Annotated in this window: 7 protein-coding genes and 1 tRNA gene; 7 read left to right on the top strand and 1 reads right to left on the bottom strand. The window is 73.5% G+C overall.

The window, feature by feature from the left end; all coding sequences use genetic code 11:
- Nucleotides 1-9: 9 nt before the first annotated feature.
- From AB0G52_RS11420 to AB0G52_RS11390, 7 genes are all read left to right on the top strand, one after another.
- Nucleotides 10-1,530 carry a methyltransferase gene (locus AB0G52_RS11420; RefSeq protein ID WP_361335980.1) on the top strand — a complete coding sequence of 507 codons (1,521 nt, stop codon included), beginning with the start codon at nucleotides 10-12 and terminating at the stop codon, nucleotides 1,528-1,530.
- A gap of 271 nt (nucleotides 1,531-1,801) precedes the next feature.
- A complete protein-coding gene (locus tag AB0G52_RS11415; RefSeq protein WP_132889465.1) occupies nucleotides 1,802-1,999 on the top strand; it encodes a hypothetical protein in 198 nt (65 codons plus the stop codon).
- A gap of 254 nt (nucleotides 2,000-2,253) precedes the next feature.
- A complete protein-coding gene (topA, locus tag AB0G52_RS11410; RefSeq protein WP_132889464.1) occupies nucleotides 2,254-5,115 on the top strand; it encodes a type I DNA topoisomerase in 2,862 nt (953 codons plus the stop codon).
- Between the two features lie 157 nt (nucleotides 5,116-5,272).
- Nucleotides 5,273-8,605: a dTMP kinase gene (gene tmk / locus AB0G52_RS11405; protein WP_361335975.1), complete on the top strand. Its 3,333-nt coding sequence runs from the start codon at nucleotides 5,273-5,275 to the stop codon at nucleotides 8,603-8,605.
- A gap of 139 nt (nucleotides 8,606-8,744) precedes the next feature.
- On the top strand, nucleotides 8,745-9,950 hold the full coding sequence (locus tag AB0G52_RS11400) for a DNA polymerase III subunit delta' (RefSeq protein WP_361335972.1): 1,206 nt from the start codon (nucleotides 8,745-8,747) through the stop codon (nucleotides 9,948-9,950).
- A gap of 165 nt (nucleotides 9,951-10,115) precedes the next feature.
- Nucleotides 10,116-11,678 carry an alpha/beta hydrolase gene (locus AB0G52_RS11395; protein WP_361336208.1) on the top strand — a complete coding sequence of 521 codons (1,563 nt, stop codon included), beginning with the start codon at nucleotides 10,116-10,118 and terminating at the stop codon, nucleotides 11,676-11,678.
- Between the two features lie 107 nt (nucleotides 11,679-11,785).
- Nucleotides 11,786-11,862: transfer RNA gene (locus AB0G52_RS11390), tRNA-Thr, on the top strand.
- Nucleotides 11,863-11,904: 42 nt separating this feature from the next.
- Here AB0G52_RS11390 and AB0G52_RS11385 read toward each other — a convergent pair.
- A complete protein-coding gene (locus AB0G52_RS11385; protein ID WP_361335970.1) occupies nucleotides 11,905-22,335 on the bottom strand; it encodes a hypothetical protein in 10,431 nt (3,476 codons plus the stop codon).
- Nucleotides 22,336-22,343: the final 8 nt, after the last annotated feature.

The following is a 22,343-nucleotide window of genomic DNA, read 5'->3' as shown; positions in this document are numbered from 1 at the left end:
ATGGAGGGCGTGACTGACTCCGGCCTCGCCACCCTGCCCGCCTCCGACCGCCCCGACGTCGCCGCCCGGCTGCGCACCGCCCTGCTGGGCGCCTCCTTCACCGCCGACGGGCTCCTGGAACTGCTCGGCGCGCCCGCGTACGCGGCGCTGGCCCGCAGTGAGACCGTGCCCGCACTCCGGGCGACCCGCGGGGACACGCCGCTGGAGACGCTCGTGCGGCTGTTCCTGCTCCAGCAACCCGTGCCGCACGCGCGCGTGGCCCGCTTCCTGCCCGTCGACGACCTCCTGGAGGCCGGCTGGCTGACCGCCGTGGGCGGTGCCGAGGTCGCCGCCACCGTGGACGTCCGGCCGTACGGCGGCCCCGACGGCGAGGACTGGTTCATCGTGTCGGACCTCGGCTGCGCGGTCGGCGGCGCCGGCGGTATCGGACAGCGGAACGAGGAGGTCGTTCTCGGGGTCGGCGGCGCGTCCACGACGCTCGCGGGCATCACCGTCCGTACGCCCGTCGCCGCCGCCCTCGACCTCGGCACGGGGTCCGGGATCCAGGCCCTGCACGCCGCCCGGCACGCCACGCGCGTGACCGCGACCGACCTCAACCCGCGCGCGCTGCACATCACGGCGCTCACCCTGGCGCTGTCCGGCGCACCCGCGGCCGACCTGCGCGAGGGCTCGCTCTACGAGCCGGTGAAGGACGGGGAGACGTACGACCTCATCGTCTCCAACCCGCCGTTCGTGATCTCGCCCGGCGCCCGGCTCACCTACCGGGACGGCGGGATGAGCGGGGACGATCTGTGCCGCTCGGTCGTTCAACAGGCCGGGGAGCGGCTGGCCGAGGGCGGGTTCGCGCAGTTCCTCGCCAACTGGCAGCACGTCGAGGGGGAGGACTGGCAGGACAGGGTCAGGTCGTGGGTGCCGCGCGGCTGCGACGCGTGGATCGTGCAGCGCGAGGTGCAGGACGTCAACCAGTACGCCGAGCTGTGGCTCAGGGACTCCGGCGACCACCGCGGCGACCCGGCGCAGTACCAGGCGCGGTACGACGCGTGGCTCGACGAGTTCGAGGCGCTCAAGGTGAAGGGGGTGGGATTCGGCTGGATCACGCTGCGCAGGACGGACGCCGCCGTGCCCTCCGTGACCGTCGAGGAGTGGCCGCATTCGATCGAACAACCGCTCGGCGACACGGTCCGCGCCCACTTCGAACGGCTCGACTACCTCCGTGACCACGACGACGCGGGACTCCTCGAAGGGCACTTCAAGCTCGCCGTCGAGGTGGTCCAGGAGCAGGTCGGGCTGCCCGGTGCCGAGGACCCGGAGCACGTGGTGCTGCGCCAGCACCGCGGGATGCGCCGCGCGACCAAGGTGGACACGGTGGGCGCCGGGTTCGCAGGGGTGTGCGACGGCACGCTGAGTGCGGGGCGGATTCTCGACGCCATCGCCCAGCTGGTCGGCGAGGACCCCGTGCTGCTGCGCGACCGCACCCCCGCGCAGATCCGGCTGCTGGTGGAGCAGGGGTTCCTGGAGCCGACGGGCTGACGCCGGCCTTCGCACGGCCCGGCACGTTCGGCACCGGCCGGAGGGCGGGATCGGTACCGGCCGGGGGCGGGATCGGGACACGCCGGGAATGGAAAAGGGCCGGAAAAATGTGGCTCGCGCGTTCGCGGGGTAGCCAGCCGATCGCATGTTCGAGTGAGTTACGCCTCCTCGTTCACCTCGATTTCTTCCGCCCGCCGCCCGCTCGCCGTCCCCGCGTGCCAGTCTCCGCAGGCTGGACACGCACGGACGGCAGGGAAGGGGCGCGCGGGCCATGGAAAGCGGACCGGCGATCTTCGCGGGGGTGGTGTTCGCCCTGTTCGGAGGCGCACTGCTGGGGTGGACGGGCACCCGGGTCCGGCGCGGCGAACCCGTCGCCCAGGGGGTGGGTCAGGTCGCGTCGGCGGCCCTCGCGAGCCTCGTCGCGGTGGTCGCGCTGGTCCTCGGGGCGTACTGCCTGACGCGTCCGTGAGGATGCCGCGGGAGTAAGGGGAGCGTCACGCTCCGGGTGGCGCCGGGGGCCGGGCGGGGACTCCGGGCGGCAGGAATGGCGGTAGTCGGGTTACCGTTCGAGTGGCCGTTGTGGGCTTTTCCCGTTTGACACGGGGGCGGGATGTACCGTCACACTCCGCAGCGTCACCAAGTGAGCGGGCATCCGTGTCCGTGCCACGACCCCGGGAGCAAGGCCTGGGGAGGCCCCAGCGTCGACCGGAGAGAAGAGCGAAGTTGTCCCCGACCAGCGAGACCGCACAGGGCGGCCGCCGACTCGTCATCGTCGAGTCGCCTGCCAAGGCGAAGACGATCAAGGGCTATCTGGGCCCCGGATACGTCGTCGAAGCGAGCGTCGGGCACATCCGTGACCTTCCCAACGGCGCCGCGGAGGTGCCCGAGAAGTACACCGGCGAGGTCCGTCGCCTCGGCGTGGACGTCGAGCACGACTTCGAGCCGATCTACGTGGTCAACGCCGACAAGCGGGCCCAGGTCAAGAAGCTCAAGGACCTGCTGAAGGACTCCGACGAGCTCTACCTCGCCACCGATGAGGACCGCGAGGGCGAGGCGATCGCCTGGCACCTCCAGGAGGTCCTCAAGCCGAAGATCCCCGTCAAGCGGATGGTCTTCCACGAGATCACCAAGGACGCGATCCGGGCCGCCGTCGCCAACCCGCGCCAGCTCAACCAGAAGCTCGTCGACGCCCAGGAGACCCGCCGCATCCTCGACCGCCTCTACGGCTACGAGGTCTCGCCGGTCCTGTGGAAGAAGGTCATGCCGCGGCTGTCGGCCGGCCGCGTCCAGTCCGTGGCCACCCGGCTCGTCGTCGAGCGGGAACGCGAGCGCATCGCGTTCCGGTCCGCCGAGTACTGGGACCTGACGGGCACCTTCGCGACCGGCCGCGCGGGCGATCCGTCCGACCCGTCCTCGCTGGTCGCCCGCCTCCAGGCCGTCGACGGCAGGCGCGTCGCCCAGGGCCGTGACTTCGACTCGCTCGGGCAGCTCAAGAGCGCGAACACCCTCCACCTCGACGAGGCGAACGCCCGCGCCCTCGCCGCCGCGCTGGAGAACACCCGGTTCGCGGTCCGCTCGGTCGAGTCCAAGCCGTACCGCCGCTCGCCGTACGCCCCGTTCCGTACGACGACCCTCCAGCAGGAGGCCTCGCGCAAGCTCGGCTTCGGCGCGAAGGCCACCATGCAGGTGGCCCAGAAGCTGTACGAGAACGGCTACATCACCTACATGCGTACCGACTCCACGACGCTGAGCGACACCGCGATCGCGGCCGCCCGCGCCCAGGTCACGCAGCTGTACGGCGCCGACTACCTGCCCCCGGCACCGCGGACGTACGCCGCCAAGGTCAAGAACGCGCAGGAGGCGCACGAGGCGATCCGCCCCTCGGGTGATCGTTTCCGCACCCCGGCGGAGACCGGCCTGACCGGCGACCAGTTCAAGCTCTACGAACTGATCTGGAAGCGGACCGTCGCCTCCCAGATGAAGGACGCGACCGGTAACTCCGTCACCGTGAAGATCGGCGGCACCGCCTCCGACGGCCGGGACGCCGAGTTCAGCGCCTCCGGCAAGACCATCACCTTCCACGGCTTCCTCAAGGCCTACGTGGAGGGCGCCGACGACCCGAACGCCGAGCTGGACGACCGCGAGCGCCGGCTGCCCCAGGTCAGCGAGGGCGACGCGCTGTCCGCCGAGGAGATCACGGTCGACGGGCACGCCACCAAGCCCCCGGCCCGCTACACCGAGGCCTCGCTGGTCAAGGAGCTGGAAGAGCGCGAGATCGGCCGCCCGTCGACGTACGCGTCGATCATCGGCACCATCCTCGACCGCGGCTACGTCTTCAAGAAGGGCACGGCCCTCGTGCCGTCCTTCCTGTCCTTCGCCGTGGTCAACCTCCTGGAGAAGCACTTCGGCCGGCTGGTCGACTACGACTTCACCGCCCGCATGGAGGACGACCTCGACCGCATCGCCGCCGGCCAGGCCCAGGCCGTGCCGTGGCTCAAGCGCTTCTACTTCGGCGAGGGCACCGCCGTCGGCGGCGCGGCCGACGCCGGCAACGGCGACGGGGACCACCTCGGCGGCCTCAAGGAGCTGGTGACCGACCTCGGCGCGATCGACGCGCGCGAGGTGTCCTCGTTCCCGGTGGGCAACGGCATCGTGTTGCGGGTCGGGCGTTACGGCCCGTACATCGAGCGCGGCGAGAAGGACGCCGAGGGCCACCAGCGCGCCGACGTCCCGGAGGACCTTGCCCCGGACGAGCTGTCCGTCGAACTCGCGGAGGAACTGCTCGCCAAGCCGAGCGGCGACTTCGAGCTGGGCGCCGACCCGGAGACCGGCCACCAGATCATCGCCCGCGACGGCCGCTACGGCCCCTACGTCACCGAGGTGCTCCCCGAAGGCACCCCGAAGACCGGCAAGAACGCGGTCAAGCCGCGCACGGCGTCGCTCTTCAAGACCATGTCCCTGGACACGGTCACGCTGGCGGACGCACTGAAGCTGATGTCGCTGCCGCGCGTCGTCGGCACCGACGCCGAGGGCCAGGAGATCACCGCGCAGAACGGGCGCTACGGGCCGTACCTGAAGAAGGGCACGGACTCGCGTTCGCTCACCTCCGAGGACCAGCTCTTCACGATCACCCTCGAAGAGGCGCTCCAGATCTACTCCCAGCCCAAGCAGCGCGGCCGGGCCGCCGCCAAGCCGCCGCTGAAGGAGCTGGGCACCGACCCGGTCAGCGAGAAGCCGGTCGTGGTGAAGGACGGCCGTTTCGGCCCGTACGTCACCGACGGGGAGACCAACGCGACCCTGCGCTCCGGCGACAGCGTCGAGACGATCACCCCTGAGCGCGGTTTCGAACTGCTCGCCGAGAAGCGGGCGAAGGGGCCCGCCAAGAAGACGGCGAAGAAGGCGACCGCGAAGAAGACCGCGACCGCGAAGAAGACGACGACCGCCAAGAAGGCCGCGCCCGCGAAGAAGACGGCCGTCAAGAAGACCGCGGCGAAGAAGACCACGACCGCCGCGGCCGCCAAGAAGACGACCGCCGCGGCGAAGAAGACCACGGCCGCCTCCCGGACGGCGACCGCGGAGGACTGAGCCCGGCACCGAGTCGACGCGAACCGTCGGCTCACAACGGTCACATCAGTCACATCGGCTTCGCATTGCGAACGCCCCGGCATCAACTTGGTGTCGGGGCGCGCGTACGTCCGGACGGTCGCCGCGGGCTGTCGGTGGCTGCCGATAGGCTGAAAGCATGACGCGAGCCGATCAGCCAACGGCCCCCCAGACAGACCCGGACGACGCGCTGGTAGCGGATTCCCGCGAGCGCGCCGTCCGCTCGCTGCTGCGCCGACCCGAGCTGAGGCGGTTGTGGAGCGCCCAGCTGGTGAGCGGAGTGGGCGACAGCCTGGCACTGCTCGTGCTGGTCGTGCTGACGCTCCAGGCGGCCGTCGCCGACGGGTCGTTCGGCGGCGGCTACCGAGGCGTGGCGTTCGCGGTGGCGATCGTCTTCGGGGTGCGCATTCTCGCCACTCTCCTCTTCGGCGCGGTCCTGCTGGGCCCGCTCACCACCCTGACCGCGACCGACGGACCGCTCGACCGCCGCTGGACCATGGTCGGCGCCGACGGACTGCGCGCCGTCCTGCTGATCATCGCTCCCCTGTGGATCGACTGGACACCCCGCAACGCCCCGGCCCTGCTCCTGGTGACCGCCTTCGTCACCGGGATCGCCGAGCGCTTCTGGACCGTCTGCCGGGAGAGCGCGGCCCCCGCGCTGCTGCCCGCCCCGCCCCTGGAGGGCGCGACGGTACGACCGCTGCCCGACCACCTGGACGCCCTGCGCCGGCTGTCGCTGCGCACCACCTTCCTCGCCGTCCCGATCGCCGCGGCCACGCTCGTCGCCGCCTCGCTGGTCAACAACCTCCTGGGCACGGGCATCGCCTGGTTCGCCCAGCACCAGGCGGCCCTCGGCTCGTACGTGGCGGCCGGCCTGTTCGCCGGGTCGCTCTCCGTGCTGGTCTACCTGGAGGTGCCCGGCACCCGCACCCCGCGCCCGCGGTCCCCGCTGGAGGGCCTGCGCCGCCCCAGGACCGGCTCCGGCACCGACACGGGCCGCACCGGCGCCATCCCGCTGCTCGTGCTGGCCTGCGCGGCCGTCGCCGGGGCGATCTCCGCGGCCGTCGCCGTCTCCGTGCTGCACGCCAGGGACCTGGGCGGCGGCCCGGTCCTGTACGGGCTGCTGGTGCTCGCCCTGACCGGTGGCGTCGCGGTCGGCATCCGCACCGCGCCCCAGCTGCTGCCGACGCTCTCGCGCCGCCGGCTGCTGTCGCTGGCCATCGCCTTCACCGGCGTCGCGCTGCTGGCCGCGGGCCTGGTCCCGGACGTCACCACGGTCGTGCTGGTCGTCGCCCTGGCCGGGATCGGCGCGGGCGTCGCCGCCAACACCGGGCACACCCTGCTCGACCAGGAGACCGAGGACTTCCGGCGGGCGCGCACGACCGAGCACCTGCACGCGGTGGTCCGGGTCGCCATAGCGCTCGGCGCGCTGATCGCGCCCCTGGTGGCCGCGCTGATCGGGCCGCACCGGCTGGAGAACGGCAAGTTCGTGTTCGCGCACGGCGGCGCCGCGTTCACCCTGATGCTGGTCGGCGCGCTGCTGCTGCCGGTGGCCGCGCTCGTGCTGGCCAAGGTCGACGACCGTGCGGGCGTACCGCTGCGCCACGACCTGCGGGACGCGCTGCTCGGCGGCGACGATCCGGCCGAGGCGCCCACCGCCAAGGGTTTCTTCATCGCCCTGGAGGGCGGCGACGGCGCCGGCAAGTCCACCCAGGCCGAGGCCCTCGCCGAGTGGATCCGCGCCAAGGGCCACGAGGTCGTCCTCACCCGCGAGCCGGGCGCCACCCCGGTCGGCAAGCGGCTGCGCTCGATCCTCCTCGACGTGTCGTCGGCCGGTCTGTCGCACCGCGCGGAGGCGCTGCTGTACGCCGCCGACCGCGCGGAGCACGTCGACACCGTCGTCCGGCCCGCCCTGGAGCGCGGCGCGGTCGTCATCTCCGACCGGTACATCGACTCGTCCGTCGCCTACCAGGGCGCGGGCCGCGACCTGTCCCCGACCGAGGTGGCCCGCATCAACCGCTGGGCGACCGACGGCCTCGTGCCGCACCTGACCGTCCTGCTGGACGTGGAGCCGGAGACCGCCCGCGAGCGGTTCACCGAGGCGCCCGACCGGCTGGAGTCGGAGCCCGCCGAGTTCCACGCGCGCGTGCGGGCCGGTTTCCTCACCCTGGCCGCCTCCGACCCCGGCCGCTACCTGGTGGTCGACGCCGGCCAGGAGGCCGAGGCCGTCACCACCGTCGTCCGGGCCCGCCTGGACACCGTGCTGCCGATGTCGGAGGCCGAGATCAAGGCCGCCGAGGAGGCGCGCAGGAAGGCCGAGGAAGAAGCCCGCCGCAAGGCCGAGGAGGAGGCCGCCCGCAAGGCCGAGGAGGAGCGCCTGGAGCGCGAGCGCCAGGAGCAGCTCGCCAAGCTGCGCGCCGAGGAGGAGGAGCGCAAGCGCCGCGAACTGGAGGAGGCGCAGCGCCGCGAGGCCGAACGGCAGGCGGAGGAGGCCCGGCTGCGGGCCGAGGAGGCGCGCAGGCGTGCCGAGGAGGAGCAGGCCAGGCTGCTCGCCGAGGAGAAGGCCCGCGCGGAGGCCGAGGCGCGCCGCAAGGCCGAGGAGGAGCGGCGCCGCAAGCAGGCCGAGGAGGAGGCCCGGCTGCGCGCCGAGGCCGAGGAGCGGCGCCTGGAGAAGCAGCGCAAGGCCGAGGAGGCCCTCGTCAAGGCCGAGCAGGCGCGGCGCGCCGCGGCGGAGGCGGCGGCAGCGGCGGACGCGGCCGCCCACCGGCCGGCGGTCCCGCAGCCGAAGGCGCCCGGCGTCACCCCGGAGGCGACGACCATGCCGACGCCGGTGGTACGGCCGGAGGGCCGGGACGACGAGACGAAGGTGCTGCGTCCGGTACGGGACGAGTCGGCGCCGGGGGCCCGGCAGCCCGAGTCGGAGTCCGAGGTCACGGCGAAGCTGCCGCAGCCGCCGGTACCGGGCGACGCGCCGAGGGGCGCCGCTGACGAGACGGCGGTGCTCCCGCCGGTGCCGCCGGGCGCGGCCGACGAGACGGCCGTGCTGCCCCCGGTGACGCCGGGAGGAGCCGCCGACGAGACGGCTGTGCTGCCGCCGGTGCGGTCCGACGCGGCCGACGAGACCGCCGTACTGCCGCCGGTGCGCGACGACGCCCCGGCGGCCGGGGGCGGCCCGGCGGACCGGATGCCGCGCGGCTTCTTCCGGGACGAGCGGACGGGCGGGAGCCCCGACGGTTCCGAGGACCGCACGCGCGAGCTGCCGCAGATCGACGCCGACGCCGACGCCGACGCCGACGCCGAAACCGGTGCCGGTGCCGACGTTTCCGCCCGGCGACGGCGCCCCCGGCCCGACTGGGCGGAGGAGACCCCGCTGGACGACCTGCCGTCGCTGGCGGACGAGCTGCTCGGCTCGTACGAGGAGCAGGGGCCCGACGACGAGCGTGGCCGCCGGGGTCGCGGGCGACGCGGCTGAAACGGGGGGCGGCGCCGACCGGTGCCGCCCCCGTTGTCAGTGGGCGCCCGCACAATGGAAGCCGGGCCGGGACGCGGGTGCCGGGCCGGGACGGCGTACGGCCGTGCCGGGAATGTGTGGGGAAAGGGCGGCGTGACCCATGACCGTATGGGACGACATCGTCGGGCAGGAGCGGGTGAGCGAGGTGCTCACCGCCGCCGCCCGGGACGCCGACGCCCTCGTCACCGCCGCGGCGGCCGACCAGCCGCTGCCGGAGTCGTCGAAGATGACCCACGCCTGGCTGTTCACGGGCCCGCCCGGCGCCGGCCGCAACCAGACGGCGCGGGCCTTCGCCGCCGCCCTGCAGTGCGTCAGCCCCGACCGCGCCCTCGGCGGCGCCCCCGGCTGCGGCTTCTGCGACGGCTGCCACACCGCGCTGGTCGGCACCCACGCGGACGTCACGACCGTCGCCGCCGTCGGCACCGAGATCCTGGTCAAGGACATGCGCGACACGGTCCGCAAGTCCTACACGTCCCCGGCGAACGGCCGCTGGCAGATCATCCTGGTCGAGGACGCCGAGCGGCTGAACGAGAAATCGGCCAACGCCGTCCTCAAGGCCGTCGAGGAGCCGGCCCCCCGCACGGTGTGGCTGCTGTGCGCCCCCTCGATCGAGGACGTGCTGCCCACGATCCGCTCCCGCTGCCGCCACCTGAACCTGAGCACGCCGTCGGTCCAGGCGGTCGCCGACATGCTCGTCCGGCGCGAGGGCGTCGACCCGGAGACCGCGGCGAACGCGGCCCGCGCCACCCAGGGACACGTCGACCGGGCCCGCCGCCTGGCCACCGACCCGGCGGCCCGGGAGCGCCGCGCGGCCGTGCTGAAGCTGCCGCTGCGGCTGGACGAGGTCGGCGCGTGCCTGAAGGCCGCCCAGGAGCTGGTGGACGCGGCGGCCGAGGACGCCAAGCAACTCGCGGAGGAGATGGACGGCAAGGAGACCGAGGAGCTGAAGGCGGCGCTCGGCGCGGCCCAGGGCGGTCGGCTGCCGCGCGGCACGGCAGGTGTGCTGAAAGACCTGGAGGACATGCAGAAACGCCGCCGCACCAGAACCCAGCGCGACAGCCTCGACGTCGCCCTCACCGACCTGACCGGCTTCTACCGGGACGTCCTCGCCCTCCAGCTCGGCTCCCGGGCCGCGATCGCCAACGTGGACGCCGAGGACGCCCTGGAGCGGCTGGCACGGGCCGGCTCGCCCGAGGCGACGCTGCGCCGGATCGAGGCGATCGCCGCCTGCCGGGACGCCCTGGACCGCAACGTGGCGCCGCTGCTGGCGGTGGAGGCGATGACGATGGCCCTGAGAGCGGGCTGAACACCGTACGGACCTCTGGCCCGTCGTTGACCGGGGTCACCCGTACGAGCCACGCGCGGCTCGCACTGCACGGAGATCATTCCTCAGCGTTACGCTCGATTGATGCACATCAGGCGAATGCCCCGCCAGAACCCAAATCGGCCCCGGACCCCCCGCACCCGGACCATGGCGGCCGCTCTGCTCGCCGCCGCCGCCCTGCTCGTCTCCGGGTGCTCCTCCCCGGGGAGCGCGGCGACGGCGGCGGCGTCGTCGGCGGCGACCCCGGCCGGTACCGCCGAGCTGGCCGCGCTGCCGCGTGCGACGCCGTCCCCGCTGGCGCCGTACTACGACCAGAAGCTCAGCTGGCGCGACTGCGGTGTCCCCGGCTTCCAGTGCGCCACGATGAAGGCCCCGCTGGACTACGCCAGGCCCGGCGCGGGCGACGTCCGGCTGGCGGTGGCCCGGAAGAGGGCGACCGGCAAGGCGAAGCCGCTCGGTTCGCTGCTGGTCAACCCGGGCGGGCCGGGCGGCTCGGCGGTCGACTACCTCCAGCAGTACGCGGGCATCGGCTACCCCGCCGAGGTCCGGGCCCGCTACGACATGGTCGCGGTCGACCCGCGGGGAGTCGCCCGCAGCGAGCCCGTGCAGTGCCTGAACGGGCGGCAGATGGACGCGTTCACCGAGACCGACATGACGCCGGACGACCAGCAGGAGACGAACCAGCTGGTCGGGGCGTACAAGAAGTTCGCGGAGGCCTGCGGGACGCATGCGGCGCAGCTGCTGCGGCACGTCTCCACCGTCAACTCGGCACGCGACATGGACATCCTGCGGGCGGTGCTGGGCGACCAGAAGCTGAACTACGTGGGGGCGTCGTACGGCACGTTCCTCGGCGCCACCTACGCGGGGCTCTTCCCGGACCGGGTGGGGCGGATGGTGCTGGACGGTGCGATGGACCCCTCGCTGACCGCGCGCCGGCTGAATCTGGAGCAGACGGCGGGGTTCGAGACGGCGTTCCAGTCCTTCGCGAAGGACTGCGCGAAGCGCACCGACTGCCCGCTCGGCGCCAAGGGGAGCACGCCGGAGCAGATCGCCGACACCATGAGGACGTTCTTCCAGAAGCTCGACGCGCACCCCGTCCCGACCGGCGACGCGGACGGCCGCAAGCTCACCGAGTCCCTCGCCACGACCGGCGTGATCGCGGCGATGTACGACCAGGCGGAGTGGGAGCAGCTGCGGGACGCGCTGCACGCGGCGATGAAGGAGAACGACGGCGCGGGTCTGCTCGCCCTCTCCGACAGCTACTACGAGCGGGACTCCGACGGCCACTACTCGAACCTGATGTCCGCCAACGCGGCGGTGAACTGCCTGGACCTGCCGCCCGCCTTCACCACCCCCGAGCAGGTCGAGAAGGCGCTGCCCGAGTTCGAGAAGGCCTCCCCGGTGTTCGGGCCGAACCTGGCGTGGGCCTCGCTGAACTGCGCGTACTGGCCGGTGAAGGCCACGGGGGAGCCGCACCGGATCGAGGCGAAGGGCGCCGCGCCGATCGTCGTGGTCGGCACCACCCGGGACCCGGCGACCCCCTACCCCTGGGCCCGGTCCCTGGCCGGCCAGCTGACCTCGGCCCACCTCCTCACCTACGTCGGCGACGGCCACACCGCCTACGGCCGGGGCAGCGCCTGCATCGACTCGGCGATCGACACCTACCTGCTCAAGGGCACCCCGCCGGCGAAGGGAAAGCGCTGCTCATAGCGGCCACGGCCGGCCCCGGAGCACCCACTCCGGGGTGTGTACGGAGCACCCCCGGAAACTGTGTAGACTTACCGACGTCGCTGATCGCACCATGGTGCGGGCGACGCGCCGCTTTAGCTCAGATGGCCAGAGCAACGCACTCGTAATGCGTAGGTCTCGGGTTCGAATCCCGAAAGCGGCTCCACTGAAACCCAGCTCAGACGGTGTCTGAGCTGGGTTTTCTCGTTCACGGGCGGGTGATGGTGATGGTTGTGGTGTGCTGTGGTGCCTCCTGGGGGGCGGTGGTGATGGTGAAGGCGTCCGAGGTGAGGGGGGAGCCGAGGGCGCGCAGGTGGGTGTCGAGGCGGGCGGCGAAGAGTGCGCGGACGTGGGCGGCGCGTGCCGCGGCCAGCTGGATCGATCTGCCGAAGTGGGGCTGGCCGGAGACGGTCACGGAGGCGTGTCCGGTGATCAGGACGGTGGGGCGGGTCGCCGGGGGGCCGGCGTGCCGGGCGACGTCGCCTGCCAGCGCGTCGAGGTGGGCGGTCTGGGCGGGGTCGAGGGTGGGGGTCTCCTCGGCGGTGAAGGTGATGTCGTGGGTGTGCGCCGGGGCGGGCGGGGCCGGCTCGGCGGGTGTGGTCCAGTGGAAGACGTGGCCGGTCACCGAGCGGGGAGTGCCGTGGGGGCCGGTGTCGTCATGGGGGTGGAGGGTGATGCGGACGGGCTGGCGCATCAGGGCGGTGGCGCCGCTGCGCGCGGCCTTGCCCGGTTCGGTGGGGGGCAGGTCGTGCGGGAGGGACGGGGCGGGGGCCGGGGTGGGGCGGCTCGGGGCGCCGGGGGTGCGGGTGACGGGGCGGTCGGAGTCGAAGGTCCGGTCGCGGGTGAGGCGGGTGGTGTTGAGGGGGATGCCGAGGACCGGGTCCTGGGTGAGGACCGCCAGGTCGGCGGGGGAGACGCTCCAGTTGTAGGAGTGGGTGGCGGCCGTGGCCGACTCGTCCTTGACGGCGACGGAGAGTTCGTCGTCGGCGGCGGCGCGACGGCTCAGCTCCTCGGCGGGGCCGATGGCCTCCATCGACACGGCGAGCGAGGTGCCCGGCACCCGGTAGGGGAGCGCCGGGGAGGCCAGTTCGTGGAAGAGGGCGGGCAGCGACTGGCCGGAGAACATCTGACGGATCGCGAACTGCTCCTCCAGCGTGAGGCGTTGTTCCTGGCTCAGGTCGTGGCCCGCGCCGAGCCGGGAGTCGGCGGTGAAGGTGGCCAGGAACCGGGAGGCGTGTTCGGTCACGGACGAGGGCAGCACGGTGTGGGCCGCCCAGCCGGCCGCGTCGGCGCCCTTGGCGAGGGCCCAGGAGTAGTACGCGCCGGTCTGCCCCAGCACGCCGTCGCCCCAGGGACGCGGGGCGGCCTGGAGCTGGACGGCGGTGTCGTGCAGGGCCTTGCTGTTGTCGAAGCCCACCAGGTCGTGCGCCTCGTGCAGGGTGTTCTGCCAGGCGGCCCACTGGGCGGGGTCGCGGACCCGGCCGAGTTCGATGCCGAACGGCTGGGCGGCCGGGTGGGCGGGGTCGTCGGGGGCGGCCGGTGCGCCGGGATGGGGAGCGGCGGCCGCGTCCTCGGTGAGGGACAGCGGCACCCAGGCGGTGGCCTGGTGCGGGCCCACCGGATCCGGCTCGGCCGGCAGGCGCATGAAGCGGCCGATCTCGGTGCGCCGGGTGACCGTCACCTCGTACCGCAGGTCCGTGGTGAAGCGGGCGTTCGTGTCGCCGAACCCGGACGTCTTGTGACCGACGGTGGTGCTCACGCCGGACTCGGCGCTGCTGCCCCGGCCGCCTTCGAGGGCGCCGGCGGGTGCCGCGGACAACGCGTTGACGTGTGGCACCGGAGGATCGACGGAACCCCTCAGATTGCCTTCGACGCCGAAGGTCCCCTTGGCGCCCGCCTTGCCCTTGACGGTGTGCGCGGCGGTGACGTCACGGGTCAGGGGGCGGTCCGAGCGGGAGCCGTCGTCGTGCCAGCCGTCGCTGATCCCGCGTACCAGCACCTCGGTGACGACGTGTCCGGCCCGCGTCATCTCGACGTGCCGGTCCAGGACGCCTGGGCCGACGAGCTCGTCGTAGCGGGCGGCGAGGGCGTCTGCCGAGAAGGTGTCGGCGAACGGGAGGGCCGCCACCGGGTGGGCGCCGGCGTCCGGCCCGCGCAGCTGCCGGTCGATCTCGTGCAGCACGGGGTCGGTGTCGGGCAGGTGGACCAGGGCACCCCCTGAGATGCCCTGGTCCAGCAGGGTGGCGCGGAGCTCCCGGGGCGGGGCCGTGGCGACGGCGCTCCCCATGCGGACCACGTCCTCGTCGGAGAGGAGGACGTCGATGTCGTGGAAGTACGGGACCGGGCGGCCCACGTGCGAGGCGCCGGACGCCTCGGTGAGGCGGCCGGCCACCCGCACCTCGGCCGTGGCGCGGTAGACGTGCCAGGTGCCGGTGTGGCTGACCTTGCGGGTGGTGCCGGTCTGCTGCTTGAGCGTGTCCACGTCGTCCCACTGGCCGCCGACCTTGGCCTTGCCACCGCCGCGCACCTGGAACGTGGTGGTCAGCGCGCCGGTCGCGGTCTCGGGGAACAGCCCGAAGTCCGGGCCGAGGCTGCCCTTGACGGACCACGACGACTGGTCGGCGAGGGCGGTGGCGCCGCTCGCCTTCAGCTCCAGGTCGAGCGTGGCGTCCCCGGACAGCGTCTCCTGGTACCGCAGGCCGATCAGCCGGGTGCGCACGGACAGGCCCACGGTGTCGGGGGCCCGGCCGTCGCCGACGTGCCGGTCCAGGGTGTTGGCCCAGCCGGTGTGCGAGGCGGACACCAGACCGGGCAGCTGGGCGCGGCCGGCCAGGGCCGCCACCGCCTCGTCGAGATCGTCGGGGATGCGGGGCGGTTCGACGTCGGGCTCGCGGGACCGGTACGCCGCCTCCAGCGCGGACCGCGCCTGCCGCTGGAAACCCGCCTCGTCGGTGACGCGCAGGACGGCGTGCGCCAGGGGCAGCCGGGGGTTCGGCAGATACGCGGGCGCGGACGGGGAGTGCTCCGCCCGGCGCACCTCGACCCGCAGCCGGTCGTCGGCCGCGAGGGCCACCTCCCGCACCCCGTCCGGCCCGTGCCCGTCGGCGGCGCGTGCGGCCGGCAGGCGGCTCGGTGGCGCCCCCTCCCGGTGCGGGGCGACCAGGACGCGGTACGTCACCGGGTAACTGAACGCGTCCCCGGGGCCCTTGTACTGGAACGTCCGCTTGGCCTGCGTCTCGCTGGACGCCACGGTCGCCCGGGACGGGCCGTAGGAGCCGTCGACACCGGCGTTCCCGAACGCCCTGACGGTGTCCGGTGGGTTCAGCGCCCTGCGCAGGAAGCCGCTGACACCGAGGGTGTGCTTGCTGCCCCGGGTCACCCCCTTGTCGGCGGCGTGCCCGCGCGCCACCGTCGTCTTCGCGGTGCCCGCCGCCGCCCCGTCGTGGCGGCCCGCCCCGGTGTCGGCCCGGACCACCACCTCGTACGTACGACCCGGCAGCCCTGGCAGATGGGAGGCGTCCAGGGTGATCCGGAAGGTGCCGTCGAGGAGATCCTCCCCGTCGGCGCGCAGCCCGGACCGCGACACGCGTTCGCGCAGCAGGCGCTGGTTCTCCATGGCCTGCGGGGTGACCCGGCCGGCGGTGCCGTCGGGCGGCGGCAGGATGCCGGGGGCCAGCTCGCGCAGCCGCTCGGTGATGTGCCGCTCCAACTCGCGGGAGCCGGGCACGTCGACGAAGGCGGTGCGCTGGGCGACCAGCGGCGCACGGAGGTCACGGGGCACGGCACCGGCGCCGGCGTCGGAACCCGTGGGCGGTGCGGCCGGGCGGTCACTGACACGGATCACCTCGCCGGTGCGCACGGCGGCCGGGTTCTCCTCGTCGTGTCCGGGCTCGCCGCGCGCGGGAGCGGGCTCGGGCTCGGCGCGCACCGCGTGCAGGCCGTCCGGGCCGGGGGACAGCCGCTCGCGCAGCACCTCCAGCCGGAACCGGGCACCGGTCCTGACCAGGTCACCGGCGTCCTTGCGCTCCAGGCTCCGCTCCAGCGAGAAGGTCTGCTTGCCCTTCTCCTGGTGCGCGTGGCTGGCCGCGTAGGTGTAGCCGCCGGTCACCGACAGCCAGGACGACTCCTTGGTCGTGCCGCTCTTCCACAGCCGCTGCGCGCCGCCGCCGTTCAGGCCCGCGCCCCAGGTGGAGGTGTCGCTGCGGCCCGTCGCGTGCTCGCCGGTCTCCTTGCTGGTCACGGTGGACTTGCCCGCGACGGTTCCCTCGCGCACCGATGTCTCGGGTTCCAGGGTGAGCCGGAGCCAGGCGTGGCCGCCGTCGGTGAGGTCGAGCCGTTCGGAGGTCAGTCCCCAGCCGGCGGCGTGCTCGAAGCCGTCGACGACGTTCTTCGGGGACAGGAACTCCAGGATGGCCCGGTGCGCGACGCCGTCGGGACGGCCCTCGCGCGGAAGGCGCCGGAAGACGTCCTCGTGCAGCGCGCTCAGGCCGGTGACGTCGAGCGGACGGCCCTCCGGCGGGCCCGGGCGGTCGCTCTCCCAGCCGTTCCACTCGGCGGCGCGGTCGTCCGCCGGGTCCGGTGCCGTGCGGGTGATCTCCGCGGTCACGTCGCCGGTGACCGGGTCGCCGGCGGCCCGGGGGAGGGGGTGGCCGTCGGGGCCGGTGACGGTCGCCTCGTAGTGGAAGCGGGAGACGTAGGTGTCGGTGGGGCCGGTGAGGGAGGTCTTGGTGCCCGTCTCGGCGCCGGTCCTCACCGAGGTGTCGGTCGCGTGGGTGGCGCCGCCCGCCTTGACCGACGGGGTGATCAGACCCATCCGGTCCCCCCGGCCACCGGCCTGGACGATCAGGTTCGGGGCCAGGTCCAGCCCGGCCTCCGTGGTGGTGAGCGAGGTCTTCTTGGGATCGGCCGCGCGCTTGGCCTCGGCGGACCGGTCGTAGCTCTTGCCGTCCCTCTCCTCGGCCGTCGCCTGTTCCGCGCGCCGCGCCCAGTTCCCGGGGGTCGCCGTGAGCAGCACCTCGTGCGGGGCGCCGGCCACCCGGATCTGGAAGCGCCAGCCGCCGTTGACCATCTGCTCGTGCCGGGTGCGGAAGGTGGCCGGGTCGAACTCCGTGTCCAGCCGCTGGACGAGTCGGCGGTCGGCGCGGTGCGCCTCGGGCAGGGTGGCCAGCACCCGGGCGCGCAGCGCCTCCGGGCCCGGGGCGTCGGTGATCCGGATACCGGCCAGCGACCGCAGGTGCCGGCCGCCGAGCCGGGCGGGTGAATCGGCGGGGGCGGGGGGTTCGGCGGCTTCGGGGGGTTCGGGGGCCGGCGCGGGGTGGTCGCCGGCGGGTGCCTCCGCCAGGTGGGGGGCGTCGCCCGGCGGTCGCGGGGGCGCGGGGTGGCCCTCCGGCGCCGGGGTCACGGGCTCCGGCTCGGCGCCCCCGACCACCTCCCCGACGGCCGCCGCGGGCGCCGTGACCGGTGACACCCGGGGTTCCTCGGGCCGCCCCCCGACCACCACGTCCTCGGACGCCGACGAGGAGCGCAGGGAGCCTCCGGCCGACTTCGGTTCAGGCTGCGGCTTCGGCTTCGGCTGCGGCTTCGGCTGCGGCTCCGGGTCTCGGGGCTTCGGCTGTGGCTCCGGCTCTGGGGGCGAGTGGTGCTGCGCGTGGCCTGTGGATGCCGGTGGTGGTGCCGGCTGCCCGTCCTTGGTGAGGAACTCCGAGGGAACGTGGACGAGTTCCGGGTTGGCGTGTCCGGGGCCGAAGCGGAGGAGAGGTTCGCCGCCCTCCCGGTGGGAGTCCACGATCTTGCTGAAGATGCCCTTGCTGAAGGGCGTGGCCGGCTCCCAGGCCATGTGCGCCCCGTGCATGACGCCCATGTCGTTGGTCAGCATGGCGCCGACGACCTCGTCGTACCGCTCGCCCCTCAGCCGGGTGCCGCCCGGCGTGCTGATGTCGAACACGTCGTGGTCGCCGGTGATCTCCCGCCACTCGCCCTGGTCGTCCCGGCCGAGCACCACCCCGTCCTCGACCCGGAACCGGTCCTCGGAGCGGAGCCGGGCCATGACCGGCGCCAGGGCCTTGAACTCCTCGGCGCGCTGCGCGTACCGCGCTTCGATCCGGTTCCAGGTCGGCTCGTCGAGGTCGCCGCGCTCCGGCAGCACCGGATCGAAGTAACCGACCAGACCGCGTTTCTCGGGCTTGGCCCCCAGCTGGATGTCCAGGTCGTTGATGGACTTGGCCTTGATGTCCTTGGGCTTGGGCAGCCTCCCCGCTTCGAGCCAGTGGACGGAGGTCGGGTTGGTCGGGCGGACGTCGATCACGAGCTCGCGCGCCCGCGCCAGCCGGTTGAACTTGTCGAAGTTCTTCTCCGGGATCCCGTAGCGCGACCGTGCCACAGCCGGGGTCACCACCCGGGAGGACGAGGACTCGGCGGGAACGTCCGTGTCCGGCTGCTCCTGCGCGGCGGACGACGCCTGGTGCGCGGAGGCGTCGTCCGAGGAGGCCGTACGCCGGTTGTCACCGCTGCTGACGGGGGCGCGGGGGGCGTACTCGTCGGGGTGCGTTGCGGAGCTTTCCCGGACCACGGAAAGCACCGGGGGTGTGTCCGTGCCGTGGAAGACGGATTCCACCCCGTCGGACAGCGCGAGGAACTCGTTCTCGGAGTGGTAAAGGAAGAGGGTGTGCTCAGGGTCCCCGGGTCTGCTCTGCAGGTACGTTCCGAAGACCTGGTGCAGCGGGATCTCCTGCGCGGTGACCCAGAACGGCCCCAGGGTGTGGTCTTCTTGCGTCGCGTCCTTGTACTGCGTCAGCAGACTGAACGAGTCCGCGGGCCCGCGCCGCATGCGTATCCGGTCGCCGATGCCGGGGGTTGTGCCGTCGTTGGCCTCCTTCACCAGATCCCGCTTGTCCAGACGCAGGAGCTGGACGACACCCCTCCCGGCGTCCACGTTGGGCATCTTCACCCGGGTCAGGATCTCGTGGGTGAAGACGTGCTGGGCCACCATGCTCCGCATGTACACCGGGTCGAAGCGCGTCACCAGCTTGGCATCGTCATGGCCCATGGGCGGGAAGGTGTCGTCGTGGAGATCCGAGACCTCGAGACGAGGCAGGTGGAAGCCGTCCTCATGTCTCGCCGGACGGAAGTGGCTCGTCATCATCTTGAAGCGCAGCGCCAGGCCGGTGGTGGAGCCGGCTGACTGGTCCGCACCCCAGTTCGCCAGATGTTCGCTCTGGCCGCCGTTCTGGTCCAGCCAGGCGTGGAACCGCTCCGACACCCCGTCGGGTCCGTGCAGCGAACCGCCGATCGGTCCGTCCGGATCGTCGGGGGAGACCAGAGCCCACGGCGTCTCCGGGTGCGCACCGCTTTCGGTCCCGCTTCTCCAACGGTTGTTCACGACCAACTCCGCCGGCAGATCCTTCAGGAAGTCGCTGTCTCCCATCAGCATCTGCATGCGCAGGAACTCACTGCGATACTCGGGCCGCCAGCCGTCCCTCTCCATCGACGCGTTCGTCCGCAGCAATCGTTCGGCGCGTCGCCGTTCCGGATCGCCCGCCTGCTTCGTGTCGACGGTCCCCTGTGCCCGCTCGGTGATCAGTCGCAGCCGGTGCGCGGCCGCTTCCGCCATGCCCTGGTACGCCAGGCTCCTGCCGACCCAGAGGTTGTAGAGGCCGTCCGGGTCCTCCACCGGGAGAGCTTCCGTCTCCGGGCCGTCGGAGTACGCGACCGGGGTCAGCTCGTCGCTGCGGCCGTAGCGGCCCTTGGTGACGACAAGACCGAACTGCACGGGGGTTTCCTCGCCCCACAGGGTGTGCGCCGTGAACGGGCCGTCCGGCAACGACACCGGCGGGGGCACGGCCGCCTCTGCCACGGCCGTACGGTGGTCGGCGGCGGCGGTGTGCCCGGTACGGTCCCCGCTCTCCGGCGTCCTGGGACGGTCCGGGTTCTGTTCCCCGGCACCCGTTCCGTGGTCGTGCTGTGCCGTGACAGGGGTGGGCGCGGGCCCCATGTAACGCGCCGGGCCCGGCGCGGCGGTGGTGGCGTGTCCGGTCGCAGGGGCACTCGGCGTGTCGTCCCACTCCGCGTCCGCGTCCGGCTCCTCGTCGGAGTCGGCGGCCATCTGCCGCCGGCGTGCCAGCAAGGTCGCATGCATGCGGGGCTCCGTGACCGCCGACGCCTTCTGCCCGGAGCCGTCGAGCGGCTCGTAGCGCGTGGGGTCGGAGACCGGGTCGACCCAGGTGTGACTGCGCTTGTGGGGTGTCGCCGCGAGGCGCGTCTGCTCCCACTCCGCGTCGTGCCCGAGCCCCGGCTCCTCGCGGTGCAGGTCGCCGACGACAGCCGCGACCAGTTGCAGATGACGCTCGCGCAGACCGCCCCTGCTCAGCCCGTCGGGCGAGTCGGTGTGGAAGTCGCCCAGCAGGCTGCCCTCGACCTGGGGGCGGTGCGGAACGGCGTCGTCACGGTACTCGTCCCGCAGGTTGAGCACCTGGTGCGTCAGCTCATGGGCGAATTCGACGGGTTCCGCGTCCGCCCGCCACCTCCGCTGGTCCATGACCCCGTCACCGTCGACGAGGTCGACCGTCAGGTGTGCCTCCTCGCCGGGTTTCGCCCGCACCACGGTGACGTGCAGCCGGTCACCGGCACCGGGGGTGTGGTCCGGGCCGGGCAGGCGGTACCCGGGGGCGTTGAGGTACGTCTCGACGCCGGCCGTCACCTTGGCCCAGACGGCGTCCGTGTCGTGTCCCCGGCCGCCGTCGCGGAACGCCACCTTGACGGTCAGGTCGGTGACCCCCTCGTCGCGGTACGTGAAACGCCGGGCCTCGAAAGCGGACCGGACGACGATGCGCGGCGTGCGGTCGAGCCGCATACGAGGGGGCGGGGCCGAACCGGCCGGGTGGCCGCCCGGGGGCGGAGGCGGGTCCGGGACCGGCGCGGCGGCCTCGTCACGGGGTCGGCCGACGACTGTTCCGGTTCCCCGCTCCGGTGCGGCGCCGGTCCCGTGTGCGGTGGCGGCGGTGGCGGCGGTGGCCGAGGTGGCCGAGGTGGCCGCGGTTCCCTGCTCCGGTGCGGCAGCCGTCTCGTGCGGGGTGATCCCGGCCTCGGTGCCGGTCTCCGTGACGCCCGCTCCGGTCTCCGTCACGCCGGTGGACTCCGCGCGGACGGGCGACGGCGCAGGACCGGTGGCGGCTGTGCTGCCGTGGCCGGTGGCCGTGCTCCCCGGGCCCGTGCTCACCGTGGACGGACGCGCGCCGCCCGTGGCGGTCGGGGTGGAGGTGGCGGTCGTACTGGTCGCACCGGGGCCGGCGGTGGTCGTGGGGCGGCTCACGCTCGTGGTGGTGGGCCCGGTGCCGGTGGTGCCGCCGCCCGTCGTGGCGCGGGTCGGCGTGGGCGCGGTGGCCGCCGTCCCGGCGCGGGTGGTGGACGGAGCGCCGGTGGTGGGCGGAGCGCCGGTGGTGGACGCCGCGGTGTGCGACGCGGTGGTGACGGTGGTCGTGAATCCGGGCAGCCCGGTCTCGTGCTCGGCGGTGCCGGGAGAGGACACGCCGTGGGTCGTCTCGTGCACGACGGCGGAGTTCCCGGTGCGGGAGGCTCCGTGCCCCGCCTCGGCGGTGTTCGTGCCGGTGGCGGTCGCGGTGCGGGCGGTGGTGCCCGGTTGGGCCGTGGGCGCCGCACCGGTGGTGTGCGCGGTCCCGTTCGTGACGGCCGTCGTCGTGCCGCCCGCCGTCTCCTTGAAGGTGTTCGTACCGGACAGTTCCGGTTTCTCGGCCGAGACCGTGGCGGGCAGGGTCGCCGTATCGAAGGTGAGCGCCCCCGGGACGTTCACGTGCACGGGGTCGATCTTGACCGTGTCGCCCTTGCCGCCGAACCGCCGCTTGCCGCCACCGCCCAGGGCGCCCAGCGCACCGGCGCTGATGGACGAGCCGAACTCGTCCTGCCCGCTGTGGTAGATGCCGTACATGATCCCGGCGGTGCCGATGCCGGTGGCCGCGCCGAGGATGCCCTTGCCGAGCAGCGAGTGCGCGAACCTCGGCGCGAGGACGCTGCCCGCGCCGAAGAAGAGGCCGCCCACCGCGCCGCCGATGGCCCCCGAGACCACGGCGGAGACGGTGTTGTCCGTGGACCACTCGGTGCGGTCGCCCTTGAGGAACTGGATGGTCTGGACGGCGACGTCGAGGCCGACGTTCATGGCCACACCGGTCGCCACCGAGATGAGCAGCCGGCGCAGGATCATCTTCACCGCGACCCGGGCCGCGGTGATGGCCACCGGGATGACCTCGGGCGCGAAGAAGATCCACTCCGCGATCTGCGCGGCCAGCAGGATGAGCTGACCGAGGATCATGTACTTGGAGTACTCGACCTGGACGGCGGTGTGCTTGCCGAGCTTGCCCAGCTGGTTCGCGGACTCCGCCATCTCCGGCAGGCTCGACTCCAGCTGGGTGACGAAGGAGTGGAACTCGTCGGCGACCTGGCCGCCCACGCTCTCCAGGACCCCGTTGCCGGTCGCGCCGATCTGCCCGCTGATGCCCTTGAGCTCCTGTGCGGCGTCCTGCCACGCCTGGCCGAGGGCGTGCAGGTGGTCCTCGTTGCCCCTGGGCCAGGCCTGACCGACCGCCAGCCGGGCGACCCAGGCCAGCTCAGGGGGCATGTCGACGCTCATACCGGGAC

Origin of the sequence: Streptomyces sp. NPDC021562, from assembly GCF_040640875.1 — a bacterium.
In the GTDB taxonomy this organism is placed as follows: domain Bacteria; phylum Actinomycetota; class Actinomycetes; order Streptomycetales; family Streptomycetaceae; genus Streptomyces.
This window is presented reverse-complemented; position numbering and strand designations above follow the sequence as displayed.

Excerpts from the sequence above, each read along its gene's own strand:
- AB0G52_RS11415 (WP_132889465.1), top strand. The coding sequence starts at position 1,802 with ATGGAAAGCGGACCGGCGATCTTCGCGGGGGTGGTGTTCGCCCTGTTC.
- tmk (WP_361335975.1), top strand. The coding sequence starts at position 5,273 with ATGACGCGAGCCGATCAGCCAACGGCCCCCCAGACAGACCCGGACGAC.
- AB0G52_RS11400 (WP_361335972.1), top strand. The coding sequence starts at position 8,745 with ATGACCGTATGGGACGACATCGTCGGGCAGGAGCGGGTGAGCGAGGTG.
- AB0G52_RS11395 (WP_361336208.1), top strand. The coding sequence starts at position 10,116 with ATGGCGGCCGCTCTGCTCGCCGCCGCCGCCCTGCTCGTCTCCGGGTGC.
- AB0G52_RS11385 (WP_361335970.1), bottom strand. The coding sequence starts at position 22,335 with ATGAGCGTCGACATGCCCCCTGAGCTGGCCTGGGTCGCCCGGCTGGCG.